Annotated in this window: 16 protein-coding genes; 13 read left to right on the top strand and 3 right to left on the bottom strand. The window is 47.6% G+C overall.

Annotated features, from left to right (window positions below; genetic code table 11):
- The first annotated feature begins 18 nt into the window (after nucleotides 1-18).
- From prpB to GCU39_RS10895, 3 genes are read left to right on the top strand one after another with little or no spacing between them, the layout of a single operon-like run.
- Nucleotides 19-909, top strand: a complete 891-nt coding sequence (prpB, locus tag GCU39_RS10905; RefSeq protein WP_193726870.1) for a methylisocitrate lyase — start codon at nucleotides 19-21, stop codon at nucleotides 907-909.
- Nucleotides 906-2,027 carry a bifunctional 2-methylcitrate synthase/citrate synthase gene (gene prpC, locus GCU39_RS10900; RefSeq protein WP_152393529.1) on the top strand — a complete coding sequence of 374 codons (1,122 nt, stop codon included), beginning with the start codon at nucleotides 906-908 and terminating at the stop codon, nucleotides 2,025-2,027. Before prpB ends, prpC begins: the two co-directional genes overlap by 4 nt.
- A gap of 22 nt (nucleotides 2,028-2,049) precedes the next feature.
- Entirely contained in the window at nucleotides 2,050-3,495 is a 1,446-nt protein-coding gene (locus tag GCU39_RS10895) for a bifunctional 2-methylcitrate dehydratase/aconitate hydratase (RefSeq protein ID WP_152393528.1), read from the top strand.
- Between the two features lie 344 nt (nucleotides 3,496-3,839).
- Here GCU39_RS10895 and GCU39_RS10890 read toward each other — a convergent pair whose 3' ends face one another.
- Nucleotides 3,840-4,127 (bottom strand): hypothetical protein, encoded by a 288-nt coding sequence (locus tag GCU39_RS10890; RefSeq protein WP_152393527.1) that lies wholly within the window; start codon nucleotides 4,125-4,127, stop codon nucleotides 3,840-3,842.
- Nucleotides 4,128-4,337: 210 nt separating this feature from the next.
- Here GCU39_RS10890 and GCU39_RS10885 point away from each other — a divergent pair, with 210 nt between their 5' ends.
- From GCU39_RS10885 to pdaA, 8 genes are all read left to right on the top strand, one after another.
- Nucleotides 4,338-6,617 (top strand): ABC transporter ATP-binding protein, encoded by a 2,280-nt coding sequence (locus tag GCU39_RS10885; RefSeq protein ID WP_152393526.1) that lies wholly within the window; start codon nucleotides 4,338-4,340, stop codon nucleotides 6,615-6,617.
- Entirely contained in the window at nucleotides 6,617-7,147 is a 531-nt protein-coding gene (locus GCU39_RS10880) for a DUF1854 domain-containing protein (protein WP_152393525.1), read from the top strand. Before GCU39_RS10885 ends, GCU39_RS10880 begins: the two co-directional genes overlap by 1 nt.
- A 13-nt stretch (nucleotides 7,148-7,160) precedes the next feature.
- Nucleotides 7,161-9,395 carry an ABC transporter ATP-binding protein gene (locus tag GCU39_RS10875; RefSeq protein ID WP_152393524.1) on the top strand — a complete coding sequence of 745 codons (2,235 nt, stop codon included), beginning with the start codon at nucleotides 7,161-7,163 and terminating at the stop codon, nucleotides 9,393-9,395.
- A 151-nt stretch (nucleotides 9,396-9,546) separates the two neighbouring features.
- Nucleotides 9,547-11,145 carry an acetate--CoA ligase gene (locus GCU39_RS10870; protein ID WP_152393523.1) on the top strand — a complete coding sequence of 533 codons (1,599 nt, stop codon included), beginning with the start codon at nucleotides 9,547-9,549 and terminating at the stop codon, nucleotides 11,143-11,145.
- 222 nt (nucleotides 11,146-11,367) lie between these two features.
- Entirely contained in the window at nucleotides 11,368-12,198 is an 831-nt protein-coding gene (locus GCU39_RS10865) for an alpha/beta fold hydrolase (protein WP_227793542.1), read from the top strand.
- A 98-nt stretch (nucleotides 12,199-12,296) separates the two neighbouring features.
- Nucleotides 12,297-12,410 carry a 50S ribosomal protein L36 gene (gene rpmJ, locus GCU39_RS10860; RefSeq protein WP_152393521.1) on the top strand — a complete coding sequence of 38 codons (114 nt, stop codon included), beginning with the start codon at nucleotides 12,297-12,299 and terminating at the stop codon, nucleotides 12,408-12,410.
- A 276-nt stretch (nucleotides 12,411-12,686) separates the two neighbouring features.
- A complete protein-coding gene (locus GCU39_RS10855; RefSeq protein WP_193726869.1) occupies nucleotides 12,687-14,495 on the top strand; it encodes a glycoside hydrolase family 30 protein in 1,809 nt (602 codons plus the stop codon).
- 199 nt (nucleotides 14,496-14,694) lie between these two features.
- Nucleotides 14,695-15,459, top strand: coding sequence for a delta-lactam-biosynthetic de-N-acetylase (gene pdaA / locus GCU39_RS10850; RefSeq protein ID WP_152393519.1), 765 nt, complete (start codon nucleotides 14,695-14,697; stop codon nucleotides 15,457-15,459).
- Nucleotides 15,460-15,502: 43 nt separating this feature from the next.
- On the opposite strand, the gene GCU39_RS10845 is transcribed toward pdaA, so the two are convergent.
- Both GCU39_RS10845 and GCU39_RS10840 read right to left on the bottom strand, forming a co-directional pair.
- A complete protein-coding gene (locus tag GCU39_RS10845) occupies nucleotides 15,503-15,709 on the bottom strand; it encodes a hypothetical protein (RefSeq protein ID WP_152393518.1) in 207 nt (68 codons plus the stop codon).
- A 401-nt stretch (nucleotides 15,710-16,110) separates the two neighbouring features.
- Nucleotides 16,111-17,013: a cupredoxin domain-containing protein gene (locus GCU39_RS10840; RefSeq protein WP_152393517.1), complete on the bottom strand. Its 903-nt coding sequence runs from the start codon at nucleotides 17,011-17,013 to the stop codon at nucleotides 16,111-16,113.
- An 82-nt stretch (nucleotides 17,014-17,095) separates the two neighbouring features.
- Here GCU39_RS10840 and GCU39_RS10835 point away from each other — a divergent pair, with 82 nt between their 5' ends.
- Both GCU39_RS10835 and GCU39_RS10830 read left to right on the top strand, forming a co-directional pair.
- Complete coding sequence (locus tag GCU39_RS10835; RefSeq protein WP_152393516.1) at nucleotides 17,096-17,764, top strand: P-loop NTPase family protein; 669 nt, start codon at nucleotides 17,096-17,098, stop codon at nucleotides 17,762-17,764.
- A 95-nt stretch (nucleotides 17,765-17,859) separates the two neighbouring features.
- Nucleotides 17,860-18,966 carry a kanamycin nucleotidyltransferase C-terminal domain-containing protein gene (locus GCU39_RS10830; RefSeq protein WP_152393515.1) on the top strand — a complete coding sequence of 369 codons (1,107 nt, stop codon included), beginning with the start codon at nucleotides 17,860-17,862 and terminating at the stop codon, nucleotides 18,964-18,966.
- Nucleotides 18,967-18,990: the final 24 nt, after the last annotated feature.

Genomic DNA, 18,990 nt, shown 5'->3' with positions numbered 1-18,990 from the left:
AAAGGTGGTGACAGAATCATGGTGCATACACCTGGTCAAAAATTACGACAGGCCATCGAGGTGGAACAGCCACTTCAAGTTGTAGGCGCCATCAATGCTTATTCAGCCATGATGGCGGAACAGGTCGGATTTCAAGCGCTCTATCTCTCCGGCGCGGGGATAGCCAATGCATCCTATGGGCTTCCGGATCTTGGTATGACAACACTGCAAGATTGTCTGGAGGATATTAGACGAATCACGAGCGCGACGGACTTACCGCTGCTTGTCGACGCAGATACAGGCTTTGGCGGCGCATTCCAGATCGCTAGGATGATGCAAGAGATGCATCGCGCCGGTGCTGCCGGCATTCATATTGAGGACCAAGTTGCCGCCAAGCGGTGCGGGCATCGCCCCAATAAAGCCATAGTCCCTCAAGCGGAAATGGTCGATCGCATCAAAGCGGCTGTGGATGCACGCATCGATCCACATTTCGTCATTATGGCGCGAACAGATGCGATCGCCGTTGAGGGACTTGAGGCGGCAATTGAACGCGCTTGCGCATGCGTTCAGGCAGGTGCGGATATGATCTTCCCCGAAGCGGTGACGAATCTGGAGGATTACAGGCGGTTCACAGAACATGTCCAAGTTCCAGTGCTTGCGAATCTTACGGAGTTCGGTCGAACCCCGCTCTATACGATTGAGGAGCTGCAAGCTGCGGGCGTGCGCATCGCGCTCTATCCATTGTCTGCCTTCCGAGCCATGTCAGCGGCAGCCATGGAGGTCTATCGGGTTATTCGACGGGACGGGACGCAGGTTCACATGGTAGATCGAATGCAGACGCGGGCAGAATTGTATGATGTGCTCGATTATGAGAGCTATGAACAGAAGCTGGATCGGTTATTCGCTGCGGAGAGGAGTGATCCATCATGACGAATCGGCATCAGAGCGGCTTAGCAGATGTCATCGCAGGCGAGACAGCGATATCAACGGTGGGTAAAGAAGGGAAAGGACTTACGTACCGAGGTTATGCGATTCAAGATCTTGCACGCGCTGGGACATTCGAAGAAACGGCCTTCTTGCTCCTCTATGGGAAGCTTCCGAACAGTGATGAGCTGCAGCAATATCGGGCGAAGCTAATGGGATTAAGAGAAATGCCAGCCGGGCTTATGCATATACTCGAACAATTGCCTGCCTCGACTCATCCGATGGACGTCCTGCGCACGGGCATTTCTGCACTAGGTGCATTTGAGCCTGAGTACGATGGTGGTGCTGCTCAGGATATTGCGGATCGTCTGATTGCGGTTAGCGCATCGATGCTGCTCTATTGGGTGCATTTCCACGGCAAGGGTGTACGAATAGAAACGGCAACCGATAGCCCGTCTATCGCAGGCCATTTTCTTGCTTTGTTGCATGGCAAAGAAGCGAGTGAACTCGATCAACGAGCCTTGGACGCCTCACTCATTCTTTATGCGGAACATGAATTTAATGCATCCACGTTTGCTGCCCGCATTACGGCGTCCACGCGATCTGACTTCTACGCTGCGATCACGACCGGGGTCGCAGCGCTTAGAGGTCCTCTTCACGGCGGCGCGAACGAAGCGGCGATGGCGTTAATTGAACAATTCGATAGCGCGGATGCAGCGGAGGCTGGGATTCGCGAGATGTTAGCTCGGAAGGAATTGATTATGGGATTTGGGCACCGCGTCTATTCCGTATCTGACCCGCGGTCCGATATTATTAAGGCTTGGTCGAGGACGCTATCGGAAGAAGCAGGCGATATAATGCTCTACGAGATTTCTGAGCGGATCGAGACGGTGATGTGGAACGAAAAACGGCTGTTCCCGAATCTTGATTTCTACAGCGCTTCAGCTTACCGAATGATGGGCATCCCTACGCCACTCTTCACACCGCTCTTCGTCATCTCCCGAATTAGCGGTTGGTCAGCGCATATTCGAGAGCAGCGTGAGGTCAATCGAATTATTCGTCCGCAAGCAGATTATACAGGTCCGGAGCTGACAGCTTGGGTGCCAATCCATCAGCGCACATGAAGAGGGGGAGGGAAGTAGACGTATGTCCCAATATCAGCCTGCTGCGAGACCTGATCCCGATCAACTCTTTGTTGACATTGCGCTTTATGTGAAAGAGTACTCGGTTGATAGCGAAGAAGCGTATCATACTGCAAGATTGTGTCTCATGGATACCTTAGGCTGTGGACTGCTAGCATTGAAGTATCCTGAATGTACGAAGCTTCTGGGTCCTATTGTACCTGGGACGATTGTGCCGAACGGTGCCCGTATTCCTGGCACTGCTTATCAGACGGATCCGGTGAATGCCGCTTTCAATATCGGGACAATGATCCGCTGGTTGGATTTCAACGACACATGGTTAGCCGCCGAGTGGGGGCATCCTTCTGATAATTTAGGTGGGATTCTAGCCACGGCGGATTACCTAAGTCGATGTCGAGTTGCCGCTGGAGTAGCTCCGCTGCTGATGAGGGATGTGCTTACAGCGATGATTAAGGCTCATGAGATTCAAGGTGTCCTCGCACTGGCGAATAGCTTCAATCGTGTAGGCCTCGATCATGTGATTCTCGTTAAGGTCGCATCGACAGCTGTCATTACAGCGATGCTAGGCGGAACGCAAGATGATGTCATTACAGCTGTATCTCATGCATGGCTTGATGGGCATCCGCTGCGAGCTTACCGACATGCGCCAAACACGGGAACGCGGAAGTCGTGGGCAGCGGGAGATGCGACCAGTCGCGCCGTCCAATTAGTACTGATGACAATGAAGGGAGAGATGGGGTACCCTACAGCCTTAACTGCGAAGATATGGGGCTTCCAAGATGTATTGTTCCGTAGTCAGCCCCTTCGGCTTGAACGTCCGCTTCAGTCCTATGTCATGGAGAACATTTTGTTCAAAATCGCATTTCCTGCGGAATTTCATGGGCAGACAGCGGTCGAGTGCGCGTTGCAGCTGCATCCGAAGGTCATTCATCGTCTATCAGAGATCGACCTGATTCAGATCACAACACATGAGTCAGCGCTGCGGATTATCGATAAGACGGGTCCGCTGCATAATCCTGCGGATCGAGATCACTGCCTGCAATATATGGTGGCGATAGCTCTTCTTCATGGCACGCTCCATGCGGATCACTATGAGGATGATGCTGCGGCGGATCCTCGTATTGATGCCTTGCGTCAGAAGATGATCCTGATTGAAGATGAGCGGTATTCCCGTGAGTATCTGGATGAGCATCGACGCTCCATCGCGAATAGTATTCAGATTATATTCCTAGATGGGACAGCAACCGATAAAGTAGAGATTGAGTATCCGATCGGACATCGGAGGCGAAGAGAGGAGGGGATTCCTCTATTAATGGAGAAGTTCGAATCCAATGTGCGAAGCCGATTTGCAGCGAAGCAAGCAAGCGGCATCATCGACATGTGTTCGAATCAAGAGGAGATCGAACGGATGCCAGTGCATCTGTTCATGGATCGATTTGCATCTACTTGAACAGACAGAGGTTGTTCAAAAAGTCATCATTTGTCCGCATCAGAAAGTAATGTTCTTTCTGATTGGCGTCTAAACCTACATTACGATCGCGGTCGCTCACCCAAGAATTTGCTTCGATAAAGGTTTATACATCATGAAGTAGTTCATGAAGCATATTCGACATCGAATCTTGCGTTCACCCTTGAAATCCGGTACTCATTTAGGTTCAGCCTAAACTCCGTTCCTCTTTCTTCGGGTTCTCGCAACCTTCTCGGTGCTGAAATGCCGACTTTTTGAACTTGAACAGACAGAAAGGCTGCCGACGCATCGGCAGCCTTATTCGTGTTGAATGAACGTGAATCCGATTACAGTTTTTTCTTCATGTCGGATAGATACTTCAGGGCAACTCCAAATGCACCGACATAATAAGCGCCGAGGAGTAACCAGCCCGTGTAATCCAAGGAGACAACGTTTGCAAGTACGAATAGCGGAAGAACGTAATACAACACATCCTTCAAATAATCTAGCACGAGAGAGCTGGAGAACTTCTTGTCTACGACTGCACGGTACAATCCGAGCAAAAAGCTAAGTCCCATTAAACCAAACAGAACCCACATCGTGTAGAGCATCCAACCGGTTAGCACAAATGTCATTTCAACTCACCTCCTCCGCAGGAGGAATGACTGCGTACTATACAATATGTGAGATCTATCAAGGTTGTACTAGGACAATACACAGTACCAAAAACAATTTTTAACGAAATATTATCATTTCCTGTACCTAGTAATTATGGTAATATCATTGTGTTTCGTTTCTTGCATGTCACAACGATGATGATGATTTGAATAATGGAAGGGGTGCCTATGAACCAAAAGTTGAAAGCTGAAGTGCTGTCTGTTCTACAACAGGTGGAAGCAGGCGATGTTGTCTATTGGATGCATTGTGATCGGAGCAAGGATGGCAAAGGTTTCGCCAGTACGTATTTAATTCTTACGAACGTCGCACTTCATATCGTATCGAGTACAGAGGGTCAGATTACACAAAAAATATTCAAGGGGATTCATCGAACGCCAAAAGAAGCACCGCGAACGCCTACATATCAGTTCGTAGAATCCATTCCATTACACCGTATGGAGTCCATATCTATTGTTAATTTAGTTGCCTCCGGACTCGTCGTCATCCGCGAACAAGAAGATCGCGCCATCGGCGCCTTCACGAACGGGGAGATGTCGAGAGCAGCTAAGCTGGCCTCCTTCGTTACGAAGCTGAAGAATCAGGAAGAGATTTACGGGGACGAGATTGAGGAGCATGCGGAACAAACGTCGTGTCCGAAATGCGGCATGATCTACCCGGAGGAAGGCAGGCAGATTTGTCCGAAATGTATGAAGAAACACGCGATCTTCGGCCGATTGCTCTCGATCGCAGGCGGGTACAAGAGTCTTATTGTTCTTATTGTTCTATTTATGTTATTGAATTCGGCATCGGGGCTTGTCATCCCTTACTTGCAAGGGACGGTACTCTTCGATCAAGCGCTGAATAATACAGGTGCTTTTGCTGGTCAGATTGGCCTTGTCATTGTACTTATTCTTGCGTTTCGTACGATATCACTCGGATTTGGCGTCGTGTTCAGCATGCTGAATGCCAAGCTCGCTGCGAATGTTGCCTTTGATCTCAAAGCTAGTGTATTCGAGTCCATGCAGCGCCTCTCGCTTAATTTCTTCCAGAAGAAGCAGACGGGACAGCTGATGACTCGCGTCAATAATGATGCAACGGAATTACAGTATTTTTTCGTCGACGGCATATCGTTTTTTATTGTGAATGCGATGAACATCATCGGAATCACGATGGTAATGCTTATCATGGATTGGAAGCTTACGTTGATTTGTTTCATTCCGATTCCAATTGTCATTCTGCTCATGCGCTGGGTATTTCCGAAGCTATGGCGATTATCTTGGCGCAGACACCGGCGGGTGAGCATTTTGAATGCCCTGATCAGTGATTCGATCCGCGGAACGCGTGTCGTGAAGGCATTCGGCAAGGAGCGTCAAGAGTCGGAACGTTTCCAGCGGGCGAATTATAATTTCTCGGATGCGGAGCAGTCATTTAACCTCATGGGCAGCACGATCTTCCCAATCCTGAATATGCTCACGCAAATTGGAGGCATTCTCATCTGGGCATTCGGCGGTTGGAAGGTTATAGGCGGGGAAATCTCCTTCGGTCAGATTATGACGTTCGTCAGCTACATTTACATGCTCTACGGACCGATTCAATTCATGAACAATATCGTGAACTGGTGGTCGTATTGCATGACGGCTGCGCAGCGGATTTTCGAAATACAAGATGCTGTGCCCGAAGTTGCAGAACAACCGAATCCGGTTCACCTGGAGCGCATGAAAGGCGAGATCCATGTATCGAATATGACATTCGGATATGAACCGAATAAGCCAGTCCTTCAAAATGTCACGTTTCGAGCGAAACCGGGTCAAATGATCGGGGTGGTCGGACATTCAGGTGCAGGCAAATCAACACTCGTCAATCTGATCTCGCGTCTCTATGATGTGACGGCAGGCGAGATTCGAATTGACGGCCATAATGTACGCAGCTTGAGCATTGCATCCATGCGGAATCAAATCGGGATCGTATCTCAAGAAGTATACGTCTTCATCGGTACGATTGCGGAGAACATCGCTTATGCTGACCCTGATTGTACGATGGAGGATATTATCCACGCAGCGAAAATCGCGAACGCGCACGATTTCATCACGAAGCTCCCAGACGGCTACGATACGATCGTCGGTACTGGCGGACATAATCTATCTGGCGGGGAGAAGCAGCGAATTTCGATTGCGAGAGCTGTCCTGCATAACCCGCGGATCCTGATCCTCGACGAAGCAACAGCATCGCTGGATACAGAGACTGAGCTCCAAATCCAGGAGGCGCTCGAATCGCTCGTAGAAGGAAGAACGACGATCGCGATCGCACATCGTTTATCGACCTTAAGAAATGCAGACTATCTCCTCGTCATGGATAGCGGGAAAGTCGTTGAAGAAGGGACGCATGAACAATTGCTTGCGAAGGATGGCATGTATGCTGGCATGGTGAAGAAGCATGATGAAGCGTTGAAAATGAGAGAGGTGGTCTAATGCAATCGACAGCTGAAGAACGTACGGATTTATCAGTGGCTGCACAGTTAAATTACTTAACGGCTGAGAATGCAACTTTCCGTAAGACAGAGGGCAATATGCTCGCTGTTCACGTGGGAGATGAAGATGTTCAAGGGGTGTATTTGCACTGTTCCTTCCCGCACACGAACAAAAGGATCTATATTTCCGTACGGACAAGTGAACATAAAGAAATAGGCATCATCAAAGCATTGGATGAAGACTTTCCGCCAGAAATTGCACAGCTGCTGGAAGAGCAAATGGATATTCGTTATTTCGCGCCCGTCATAACGAAAGTGATCTCGATCAAAGAAGAGTTCGGCTATTCTTATTGGCATGCAGAGACAAGTGCAGGACAATGTCACTTTACAGTCCGCAGCGGCGGAGGAAATGTGAAATCGGTGACTGAGAACAAGCTGCTGGTCATCGATGTCGATGGCAATCGGTTCGTGATTGAAAATGTGAAGCAGCTGAGCGAGAAGGAATACCGGATGGTGGAAATGTGTATATAGGAGGTCGACTGCGATGAATCTGCAATTCGAACTGTCCGAGCAAGATCATCATGCGGTAATGGAAGCTCTGGATGAGCCCATTACGTACTGCGTTCCGGCAGATTTAGCGCTTGATGGAAGACGAACGAACGGTTTTTTTGTCATCGGGGAGACGAAATGGGCGGTTGTCTTGGAAGGTGAAGTGCTTGAGACGTGTGCCATCCATGAGACGAGCGATTACAAAGTGATTCCGCTCGTTGGCAACGTCATTATGGAAGCGACCCATCGTGATATTCGAAGAATTATCATTCGGAGCACGATGCAGCATGCGGCACGAGTGACTTACATGGCACAAATCCTCAATTATATGTCTTCGAACAGCAAGATACGAATCTATAATAATGAGGCAGAACAGATCTGTACGAACTGTGGAGGTGCACTCGTTCCAGGTACGCGCTTATGTCCGAAATGCATGAACAAAGCCGCAGCCTTCAAGAAGCTTTGGCAGGTTTCAAAATCACACTGGCGAATGCTTGTTTTTGGACTTATTATCCTTTGTGTGATGTCTGTTGTGACGTTAACGGGACCTTATTTTCAGAAAATCCTCGTAAACTCAGCGTTAGCGCCGCCTGCTGGCCAGAGCGCTAACCTAACGATGTTCTGGATTGCGATTGGCGGGATTGTGTTCGGATTGGTTGCGGGGGAATTGCTAGGTGTTCTTCGAGGAAGAGTCATGGCACGTGTCAGCTCCAGAATTGCCGCGGATCTACGAAATCTCGTATTTGATAAAGTGCAGAGTCTGTCTCTCGGATTCCTTACGTCCCAGCGCGCCGGCGATATGATGAATCGGATCACGTCGGACACAGACCGGATTCGAAATTTGATTCAAGAAGTATTCACGATGGCCTTGTTCCAAGTCATCATGCTGATATCGGTAGGCGCACTCTTGTTCAGTACGGATTGGCGGCTGGCTCTGATCATTATTTTGCCGGCACCACTCGTTGCCTATATTCAATATTTCGTGTGGCGCGTTGTGCTGCGCAAATTATTCCATCAGCAATGGCGCGTCTTCGATAAAGCGAACTCCTTCCTCCACGATGTCTTGAGTGGGATCCGTGTCGTGAAGTCCTTCGGGAAGGAAGAACGGGAAATTAAACGGTTCAGGCAATATAATCGTGAATTCGCAATGGCCGCGATAAAGAGTGAAAACGTATACAGCTATCTGTCGCCGATTTCATTCTATCTCATTCAGATTGGACAATATTTCGTCTTGCTCGTTGGTTGCAACATGATTCTGGGGAATGAACTATCGCTTGGGGAATTGATCCAGTTCACAGGTTATGCGGCAATGATCTATGGTCCACTCGCTTGGCTCATGAATATCCCAAGATGGATTGCGAATGCATTGATCTCGATTGAACGCGTTTTTTCGGTTATTGATGAACAGCCGGAGATTAACGATTCCGAGAAATCAGTCGCACATCAATTGCATGGGACAATAACTTTCAACGATGTGACATTCGGATATAAATCATATGAGCCGGTCCTGAAATCGATTAATTTCGAGATCAAGCAAGGGGAGATGATCGGACTTGTCGGGCATTCGGGTGCGGGCAAATCGACGTTCATCAATCTGATCTCTCGGTTCTATGATGTGAATGAGGGTTCGATCCAGATTGATGGCGTGGACATTCGTGACATCAAGCAAGAGGATCTTCGCTCGCAAGTCGGCGTCGTTCTGCAAGAGACTTTACTGTTCAGCGGCACGATTATGGAGAATATCCGGTATTCGAAACCGAGTGCAACACTAGAAGAAGTCATCCAGGCTGCTAAGATCGCGAACGCGCATGATTTTATTATCAAATCGCCGGACGGTTATGATACGAAGCTCGATGAGAACGGTAACAATATTTCCGGAGGCGAGAGACAGCGTCTGGCCATTGCCCGGGCGGTGCTTAACAATCCTCGGATTCTCATCTTGGATGAAGCCACGGCGTCACTCGATATTGAGACCGAGTCTGAAATCCAAGAAGCGCTGAAGCGGGTAACGCAGAATCGCACGACGATTGCCATTGCGCATCGACTAGCAACATTGAAGAACGCAGACCGTCTACTGGTGTTAGAGAAGGGGGCTGTCGCTGAAGTGGGCACTCATGATGAACTCATGCACGAGGAAGGGATATATTATAAATTGGTTATGGCACAGCGAAATATGTCCAAAGCGAAGTCTGAGACGGTGTTAGAGCTAGAAGAAGCGGTGAATAGTTAGGCAGTATAGGAATTGTATCTTGAGGGAACCACGTGTGTATGCGTGGTTCTTTTTTGTTCGTAAGAGAGATGTTAAATGGATTCAACGCACGCACGTGCTATAATATGAAATAGGTGAAAGAAATATTATGTAAACACAGGGAGACGGTACGATGGATTACCAGGATTGGATTGCACCAGAATATTATAATTTGACCTCGGAGATGGATCGTCACGATCCGAACAAGCTTGCGCTCAAATGGCTGAATGCGGCTGGGGACTATGAGGAGATTACATATGGGAAATTGATTCAGCAAGCGAATCAATTAGCGAATGGGATGAGAGAGCTCGGATTACGTCAAGGAGATCGCGTGCTCGTCATGGTTCCTCGACGCATCACGGCCTATGTGATTTATCTCGCTTGCCTGAAGCAAGGGTTGGCTATTATTCCTTCCTCCGAGATGCTGCGTGCGAAGGATCTATCTTATCGCTTGCAGCATTCCGAAGCTCGTGCTGTCATCGCCTGTGCGAACGGTATTACAGAGGTGGATCAGATCAATGAGGATCTTCCTAACTTGGCTTACCGGATTGCGGCCTTCGAGACGCGCGATTCTGCACCATCCCATTGGCAAATTCTAGATGAACTGATCGAGGACAAGCCATTATCTTTCGAGACGGTAAGAACGCATCGGGATGATATGGCTATTCTCGCGTATACATCGGGAACAACAGGCAATCCGAAAGGCGTCGTGCATCGTCATGGCTGGGGATATGCTCATTTGCGAATCACAAACCCTTGGCTAGATATTCATCAGGATGATCTTGTGTGGGCAACTGCGGCGCCAGGTTGGCAGAAATGGATTTGGAGTCCGTTCGTATCTGTTCTTGGTTCCGGTGCGACAGGGTTTGTCTACGATGGAGGATTTCAGCCCAACCGATATTTGGAGCTGATTCAGCAATATCAAATTGAAGTCTTATGCTGCACACCAACGGAATACCGGTTGATGGCGAAATCGATGAACTTGAGTAACTTTAACCTGACTTCACTGCGCAGTGCTGTATCCGCTGGCGAACCGCTGAATCAAGAAGTCATCCATTCGTTCCAACAGGCGCATCAGATAACAATTCGTGATGGTTATGGTCAGACCGAGAGTACGCTATTGATAGGAGCACTGAAAGATGCGCCATTCCGGCTCGGATCAATGGGAAGATCCATTTCGCCAGGATTGGTTGAAGTGATCGATGCGGAAGGCAATGTGTTGCCTCCGGGTGAAGTCGGGGATATCGCGGTTCATCGCAACATGCCTGCATTATTCGAGACATACTACAAGGATCCTCAGAAGAAGGAAGCGAACATCCACGGGGATTACTTCATTACCGGGGACCGCGCTTCCAAAGATGCGGAAGGCTATTTCTGGTTCGAGGGTCGCGGAGATGATATCATCATCAGTTCTGGCTATACGATTGGCCCTTTTGAAGTTGAGGACGCCTTAATGAAGCATCCGGCTGTGAAGGAATGTGCAGCGGTTGCAAGTCCCGATGAGATCCGTGGTCATGTGGTTAAGGCCTTTATTGTCTTAAAGGAACATATCGATGGATCCGACGAGCTTGTCAGGGAGCTTCAGAATCACGTGAAGCATCTCACGGCGCCTTACAAATATCCGCGGAAAATCGAATTTGTGGATGATCTGCCGAAGACGAGTTCCGGTAAAATTCGTCGAATCGAGCTGCGTGAACAGGAGAAGCGAAACGCAGACAACGGCAACATCTAAGCTTAGGACGATCATCATGCCGCATGTCGTCTACATCATATGCCACATTGAAAATAGAGCAGCTGCTTAGACAGCTGCTCTTTTTTGTTTTTTCAGAAGGGCGCGCGAGGTGTCTAAATGATATCGACCTTATTTACTATCACGGATTATTGTGTTACTTTTAACCTATGTTATTAATAACTAATTGAGATGAGAGAGGAATTTATGGTGAATAACAAATCATTGTTTAAATCAAAATCAGGAAAAGACGCGATCTTAAATGACTATAACCGAATTCTTGCCAAATGCACTGTTCCATTTGAAGAAATGCTGCTTAATACGCAATATGGAGAAACGTGTGTTATTGCATGTGGGGAACCATCCTCGCCGCCGATTATTCTATTGCATGGCTCCGGTTCTAATTCGTCGATGTGGATTGGCGATATTGCTGCGTATTCGAAGCATTACAGGGTGTATGCCGTTGATATTCCCGGTGATCCAGGGAAGAGCGAAGAGAAACAATATACACTAAAAGGCCAAGCGTATTCTGAGTGGCTGGACGATGTTCTACGTTTGCTCCAACTGGAGAGTGCATCATTTATCGGTATTTCGCTCGGCGCATGGATGGCTATCCATTATGCAGTCAAACATCCGAGTAAGGTTAATCATATCGTTCTCATATCCCCTTCTGGCATTGGACCTCAGAAAATTTCATTCCTGTTTCGGGCCATGCCGCTCCTGTTATTCGGCGAGAAAGGAAGGGATAAGGTTACGCGTCTTGTCAATGGTAACCAGACCATTCCCGAAGAAGCCTCCAAGCATGTCAAAAAAATCGCACGCCACTTTCGCTTTCGCAGTGAACCGGTGCCTATCTTCACAGATACGGAGCTCCGCGAGTTGACAATGCCCATCCTGTTAATCGCTGGCGCAAAAGATGTGATGCTTGATGCTAAAAAGACCGTCGATAGACTCACCAAGCTGCGGCCTGATGCGCACATCACACTTCTTCCGGATGTCGGGCATATCATTATTCAGCAGACGAGCCGGATCATACCTTTTCTCAAGGAAACATAGTCATAGCGAGTTTCCAGTCATTTTCAATTGATTTGTCACGACCAAATCGATATGATAATCAATAATTTCATTTCATATTGAACAAGGAGGAATGACGAATGAAAGTCAGACCATCTGTAAAACCGATGTGTGAGAAATGTAAAACCATTCGAAGAAATAGAACTGTTATGGTCATCTGTGAGAATGCCAAGCATAAGCAAAAACAAGGTTAATTCTCTATCTATAGGATTCAAGGGCGCTGTCGCAAGCATGACAGTGCTCTTTTTGTTTGTTCGAAATTCGTCTTGCCCAGTAGACACGGAATGGGTATCAAAGAAATATTAACTTATCGTTAAAGTCAAAAAAATACACAAATAAAGTCACAAAATGAGTAGTAAATAAGTTAAAAATGAAATATAATGGCGATGTGATGAATCTCACATATCCAATCAGCATCGGATTCACATGTTCCTAAACCCATTTCAATGTTGAAAGGTGGTACATGGTTGATGAGAAAATGGATCAAGAAGCTGTTCACTGGAGGACTTGCAAGCAGCATGCTGATGATGACGATCATAGCCGCACCGACGACCGTAAGCGCAGCTACCGATGTCACAGTGAATTGGAACGACGTCAAGCAAGACATTGATGGATTCGGCGTCTCGCAAGCAGGATGGTCAGATGCCATCTACGATTTGCAAGAACCGGCAAGAAGTCAGATTATGGATCTATTGTTCGATCCGAATAATGGTATTGGCGTTTCGATCTTTCGAGGTGCGATATTCCCACAATTTAACCCATCCCCAGGGCAATACGACTTCAATGCTAGACCGGATCAAGTCTGGGTCATGCAGCAAGCACAGGCACGAGGCGTGAATAAGATTATGGCGACCACATGGAGCCCGCCGGCTTGGATGAAGACGAACAACTCCACAACAAATGGCGGTTATCTCAAATCCGGGAACTATGGCGATTATGCGCAGCTCATGTCCAAATTCATTAAAGAATACAAATCCCAATTCGGCATCGATCTGTATGCCGTATCCATCGCCAATGAACCCAACTCCATGACCTTCCTCACTTGGGATTCAAGCGAATGGAACTCCACCAATATTGAAGTATTCGTGAAAGACTATCTCAAACAAGCAATGATTAACGAAGGCGTGCAAGCGACGAAGGTCGTCGTGGGCGAACCGTCCTGGTGGTCGGAAGATCTGATGAAGGACGCGCTGAATAATCCGGCATCTGCGGAGCGCATCGACATCGTCGGTGGGCACAATTATCCTGTACCCGTCATTAATGTCGAGCTCCCGACACAGCCTTTCAGCACAGCGGTGGCCAAAGGGAAAAAGGTATGGATGACCGAAGTGTCCAAAGTCGATTCGTATGACCCGGGCATGGGATCGGGCCTCAAATTTGCGAGACAAATCCATGATTTCATGACGAAGGCGAACGTCAACGCATGGATGTATTGGACGGGTGCCATCCCAGGCAATAATGACGAAGGTCTGATCAATGTATATAAAGATACGAGCACATACCAGTTAACGAAACGTTACTTTACATTCGGCAACTATAGCAAGTTCATTAAGCCTGGTTATGTTCGGATCGGTGCAACCGATAATCCGCAATCCGGTGTCTATACGTCTGCCTACAAAGATCCGGCTACGGGCAAGTTCACAATCGTTGCCGTGAATGATACGAATGCTTCCGCCGATCTCAATTTCGTACCGAATGGGTTTACAGCCGGTAAAATTACGCCATACACAACCAATGATAGCTTAAGCCTAGGCCAAGGCCGTAACATACAGCTCGTGAATGGAAAGTTCAATAGTGTCATTCCTCCGAAGAGTGTCGTTACATTCGTTGGGGAGAATGGCTCAACACCAGATCCGGAAATTAGTATGACGGATGACCTAAATGATTGGTCGAAGACATTCTCGCATACGAGCGGTCTCGCGTTGGACTCGTCGAACAGCGGTTATTTCAATGGCGATACATCGCGAGTGAAGCGAACGAGTGGCACGACAGAGAGCTTCGTCTATAACATCCCGAATATGACGAATTTCTCGGCAACGCTCTACCAATTCAATCAGTGGAATGGCGTAGCTTTCTATGCCTCACCGGATAACGTCAATTGGAGTCAAATCGTTCATGTGAGTACAGATGGTGTCTATACGGGAAGTCAGTGGTACCGCAAGGTTTACACGCCGCAGTCCGCGATCCCTGCAGGAACGAATTACTTCAAGATTGAGCTGTCCGGCAGCGATTCTTGGGAGAAGCAAGTCTCGAAAGTATCGATTCATTCACTGCCATAGCAATAGGGGCATCGGTGCATTCAGTTTATCTGAAGGGCATGGATGCCCTTTCTTTTTCAATTCATACCCTTTCGCCGTTTTTTTACCATGATAAGGAATAGCATTGGCAGGATCGGGGATATTATCTATGGATTGATCGACACCACGATCGGATAGAAAGGGGAACACAGACATCAAACACGTACGATATCTGACCGTTATGATCATGTTGTTCGTCACAACGGCGCTGCCATATATGACGCACACAGCACATGCATCTAGCGGTAATCCTTATCATTTTGGATTTAAGAAGAGCAAAAATCATCAGTCAGCCTCGATTCAAGAAGAAGGGTTCAAAGATATTCTGGTGAGACATAGCTCCATATTCCTTGGCGATGTGACGAAGAAGGAATTATATCTCACCTTCGATAACGGGTATGAGAACGGGTTTACGCCAAAAATTCTCGATATCCTCAAGGAGCATAAGGTACCTGCGATTTTCTTCGTGACAGGGCATTATGTAAAGGAAGAACCGGAGCTCATTAAGCGTATGGTCGCGGAAGGCCATCTGATCGGCAACCATTCCTGGAGTCATCCGGATATGAGCCAAATCTCGAACGCGAAGCTGCGTGAGGAATTGGATAAGGTGAAGTCTGAAGTGCAACAGCTCACGAATCAGAAGCCGATGACGTATTTACGACCGCCGCGAGGCATTTTTAATGAACGAATCCTGCAGGCGAGCAAGGAACTTGGTTACACAAGTGTCTTCTGGTCCATTGCCTATAAGGATTGGGATACGAATGCACAGCGCGGCTGGAAATATGCTTATGATTCGGTTATGAACCAACTGCATCCGGGCGCCGTTATTTTGCTTCATTCGGTATCGAGAGACAACACCATGGCGTTGGGGGCAATTCTCACCGAAGCGAAGCGCCAAGGTTATGAGTTCAAAAGCTTAGATCAACTGCAAACGAAAAATTATTAGCAAAAAGACCCGGCCATTGCCGGGTCTTTTTTTTGCATGCTCATTAGGCATCATATGAACCATTCATCATGGAATGGCAGTTATTGTACATTTGCTCTAATTCCGTATCATTCATCTGTGGATGCATTTCCTTCATGAACGGAAGCATTTCTTTGAAAGAGCCCGGTAGAACATTTGACGCATACGCTACGGTTCCAATGCCGATGGTAATTACAGCGGTCATGAGAACGGCAAAAACTTTCATTTTCATCGATGTCACCTCCAGTTGACTGTACGATTGAAGCATATAAGATAAATGTGTAGAAAGGATATGATCTACATCATGTAAATCATGGTTCAGAGATGTGGAAAAAAAAGGGTTGTAATTTCATGGTATTCCAGTATACTGATAACAAATCGTGGAAATGGTGGGATCACATTCTGATGGCTAAGTTCAAGAACACATTATATCAACTGCATACTGCCTTCTTGAACGATATCATCCGATCGAATTGGATTTGTCCATCCCGCAATTGAAGCATTACCGCTACCCATTTGCATGTATGGTTAACAGAGCCGTGGTGAACGTTGTTCATTCACGGCTTTTTAGCGTGCTTGGAAGCGGAAGGGTTGCGAGTGGCTGCTGACCGAACTTGGAGGTGTCATGACCGCCTACGCATCGACTTGGATCGTTGCAGTCATTCCGGGTTCTTGGTGTCCTGGCAAAGTACATATGACTTCATAGGTTCCAGGCTCTGTGAACTGAACGATGTTGCTTATTTGCTTGCCGGCTGCGGCATGTATGTGAATGTCCGTACCGACGACTTCGAAATCATGCTCCATCTGACCGGAGTTGTGGAGCGTTAGCCGTATTGGCTGGTTCGCACGCACCTGAATGTTGTTAGGGACGAAGGTAAATTCGCTTGCTGTCACACGAAGTTCTTGATCCGCGTTATCATAATGTTGCTCTGGTAAGGCTGAATTCCCATGATGATGCTTCGTGTTGGACGCATCAGGCGTAAGGTTCGCGAGAGGTGAACGGGCGTCCCTAGTGTCTGTTGGCACCTGCAGCCCAATGACGAGTAGAACAAGAATCACGAAGAACATCGGTGCAGGTCTGGCGACTAGGAACGAACGCTGCTTGAGCAGTTCTGTTCCTACCTCGGCCTGCAGCATGATGAACAACACGTACAGAATGCCGCTGCACAGGATGGAGATGATTTTGACCGTGACGGATATGTACGCTTCAGGCATCATGAACATGAGCATCGCGCCCATCATACCGCCCATCATCCCGGACAATAGACCATCCAAGACGGCCATAAGACTAATGGGCCATCCGATGATCACCCCGGCTAATCCGCCGATCATCATGCTAACGACAGTCGATTGGAAGAAGAGTCCTGGCAACCATAGCGGGATCATGCTGCCTAAGACAAGCCCAACTGTCATGCCAAGCGTCATAGCAGACATCATGCCCGTCATGCTAGGAATTTGGCTACGGAATGTGAAAGTAAAGCTTATCAACCATATAGCGAGTAGAACGAATAAAATAGCAAATAGTATGAGTTGCATATACGATGCCCCCTATCCCTATATGGATATGCTTGCCCCTTATTTTTATGCGAATCAAATGAAATTGAAGGAGGAGATGTACATGAACCGTACGAGATTAATTATTATTGATGGCATGCCTGGTTCAGGAAAGACGACAAGTGCGAAGATGCTGTCTGAATCCTTGTCACAGTGGGGGGTGAACCATCGGTGTATTTTAGAGTTGGAAGAGAACCATCCGCTGATGCTGCTGAATGAATCTTTCGAAAGTCTGGCATCAGAAGCTGAGGCAGATCGATTCAGCCAGCTTTTCCAATCGTGCTATCAGCAATTTGTAACCGACCAGCTTAGTAGTAACTATGAAGTGACGATTATTGAAAGCGTATTGTTCCAAGATACGGTTAGCATGGCGGTGCATATGGGCATGGAGCGTGGTCGATTGGCAAGCTTAGTCCGTTCCATTCAGCAAATTCTGTCGCCTCTATCACCTGCAGTCATCTATACCTATCATCTAAATGTAGAAGGGCAGTGGCGCTACATTTGCGGCGTTCGTGGGAACGAATGGGGACCTGTATCTTTGCACACGGATGAAGATTTCAGAGAAGCCGCGGCGTTATGGTCGCGCAGCCAGACGTTCGTACGAGAGGCGATTGAAGCGTGGAACGTACCGAAATTGATTATTGAGAATAAAGATTACCTGTGGGAGGAATATACGCAGCAGATGAGAGCATTTGTTCAATCGGAATGGACTCGGAGCCAGGAACATCGCTGACCGAACCAAGCGTCGTCATCGAAGCGATCCGAGATTGTATTGACCCTATGAGCTAAATGACGATTAAATAATACGCATCGGAGTTGAAATCCAATATGTTTCATGTATTTGATGTTTCTAGCGCATTAGTGTCACATATCGAGCAGCACTGCCCAGATGATATTGCAATTGTCGCCTGTTACGGTTCATATGTCCAAGGGACAGCGAACCCTAAATCGGATCTCGATTTCTTCTTCATTCCAGCGACATCCGATGGTTATCGTGCGAGTATCCAGTTCATCATTGATGGCATTAGCTTTGATTTCTGGCCGATCGGTTGGGATCGAGCCGAACGAATGGCGAATTACGAGGAATCGAATACTTCGATTATTGCGGACTGCCGTCTGTTGTATGCGCGATCGGATGCGGATCGTGAACGTTTTTATCAATTGCAAGAGAAAATTAAGAATCCGTCGGGTCTGAATTTGCTCGATCGAGCAGAGACTGAACTTCAACGCGCCTATGTGCATTTGTACAAAATGAGATCTACGTCGGGTCGGGAGAATCTAGCATTTTTCCGAATCGAATCACAAGAGGTGCTAACGAAAGTGCTCTATAGTCTCGCGTTAATCAACGGGACATACCTGCGAAAAGGGTGGGGCAAGAACATGGACCAGATCCTAAATTTCGAGATACGACCTGCGAGACTTGCTGATTACATACATACCCTGGTGCATTCGAATTCCTGCCAAGAAATGCAAGTCAACGGTGAGGAGCTTGTACAAGAGACGGTTGAACTTCTCGTTCAGCAGAAGGAATCGTATACGAATGGACCCTCGTATACGGATCGGATGAGAGGATTCTATGAGGAGTTCAAAGGGATATTCAACAAATTGACGGAAGCGTGTGAAAAGAAGGATAGGGATACAGCCTATTTCTGGTCCGTTAGTCTGCAAGATATCATCGCCAAGTTTTTGTATTATTCAGAACGTGGATATTGGCCCGTTGAACTGGAACCGAATTTAGTGTACCAAGACATATATGTGAAAGCCGGGTTTCCGAATTTGGTCGACCTATTCGATGCGCAGAATTTATTGCCGCTTGAACGAGCCGTACAACAACTTGAGTCTAAGTTTAGAGAGCACATCGTAGCACGTGGCGTGGAGATCTTAGAATTTCATTCCGTAGAGCAGTTTCGTGAATTTCTTCATACTCGAGCGTGAATGGCTTGAGTCCCATAGGTCATT

It is taken from the genome of Paenibacillus guangzhouensis, from assembly GCF_009363075.1.
GTDB lineage: Bacteria > Bacillota > Bacilli > Paenibacillales > Paenibacillaceae > Paenibacillus_K > Paenibacillus_K guangzhouensis.
The sequence above is the reverse complement of the archived record's forward strand: the minus strand, read 5'-3'. Positions and strand labels throughout refer to the sequence as shown.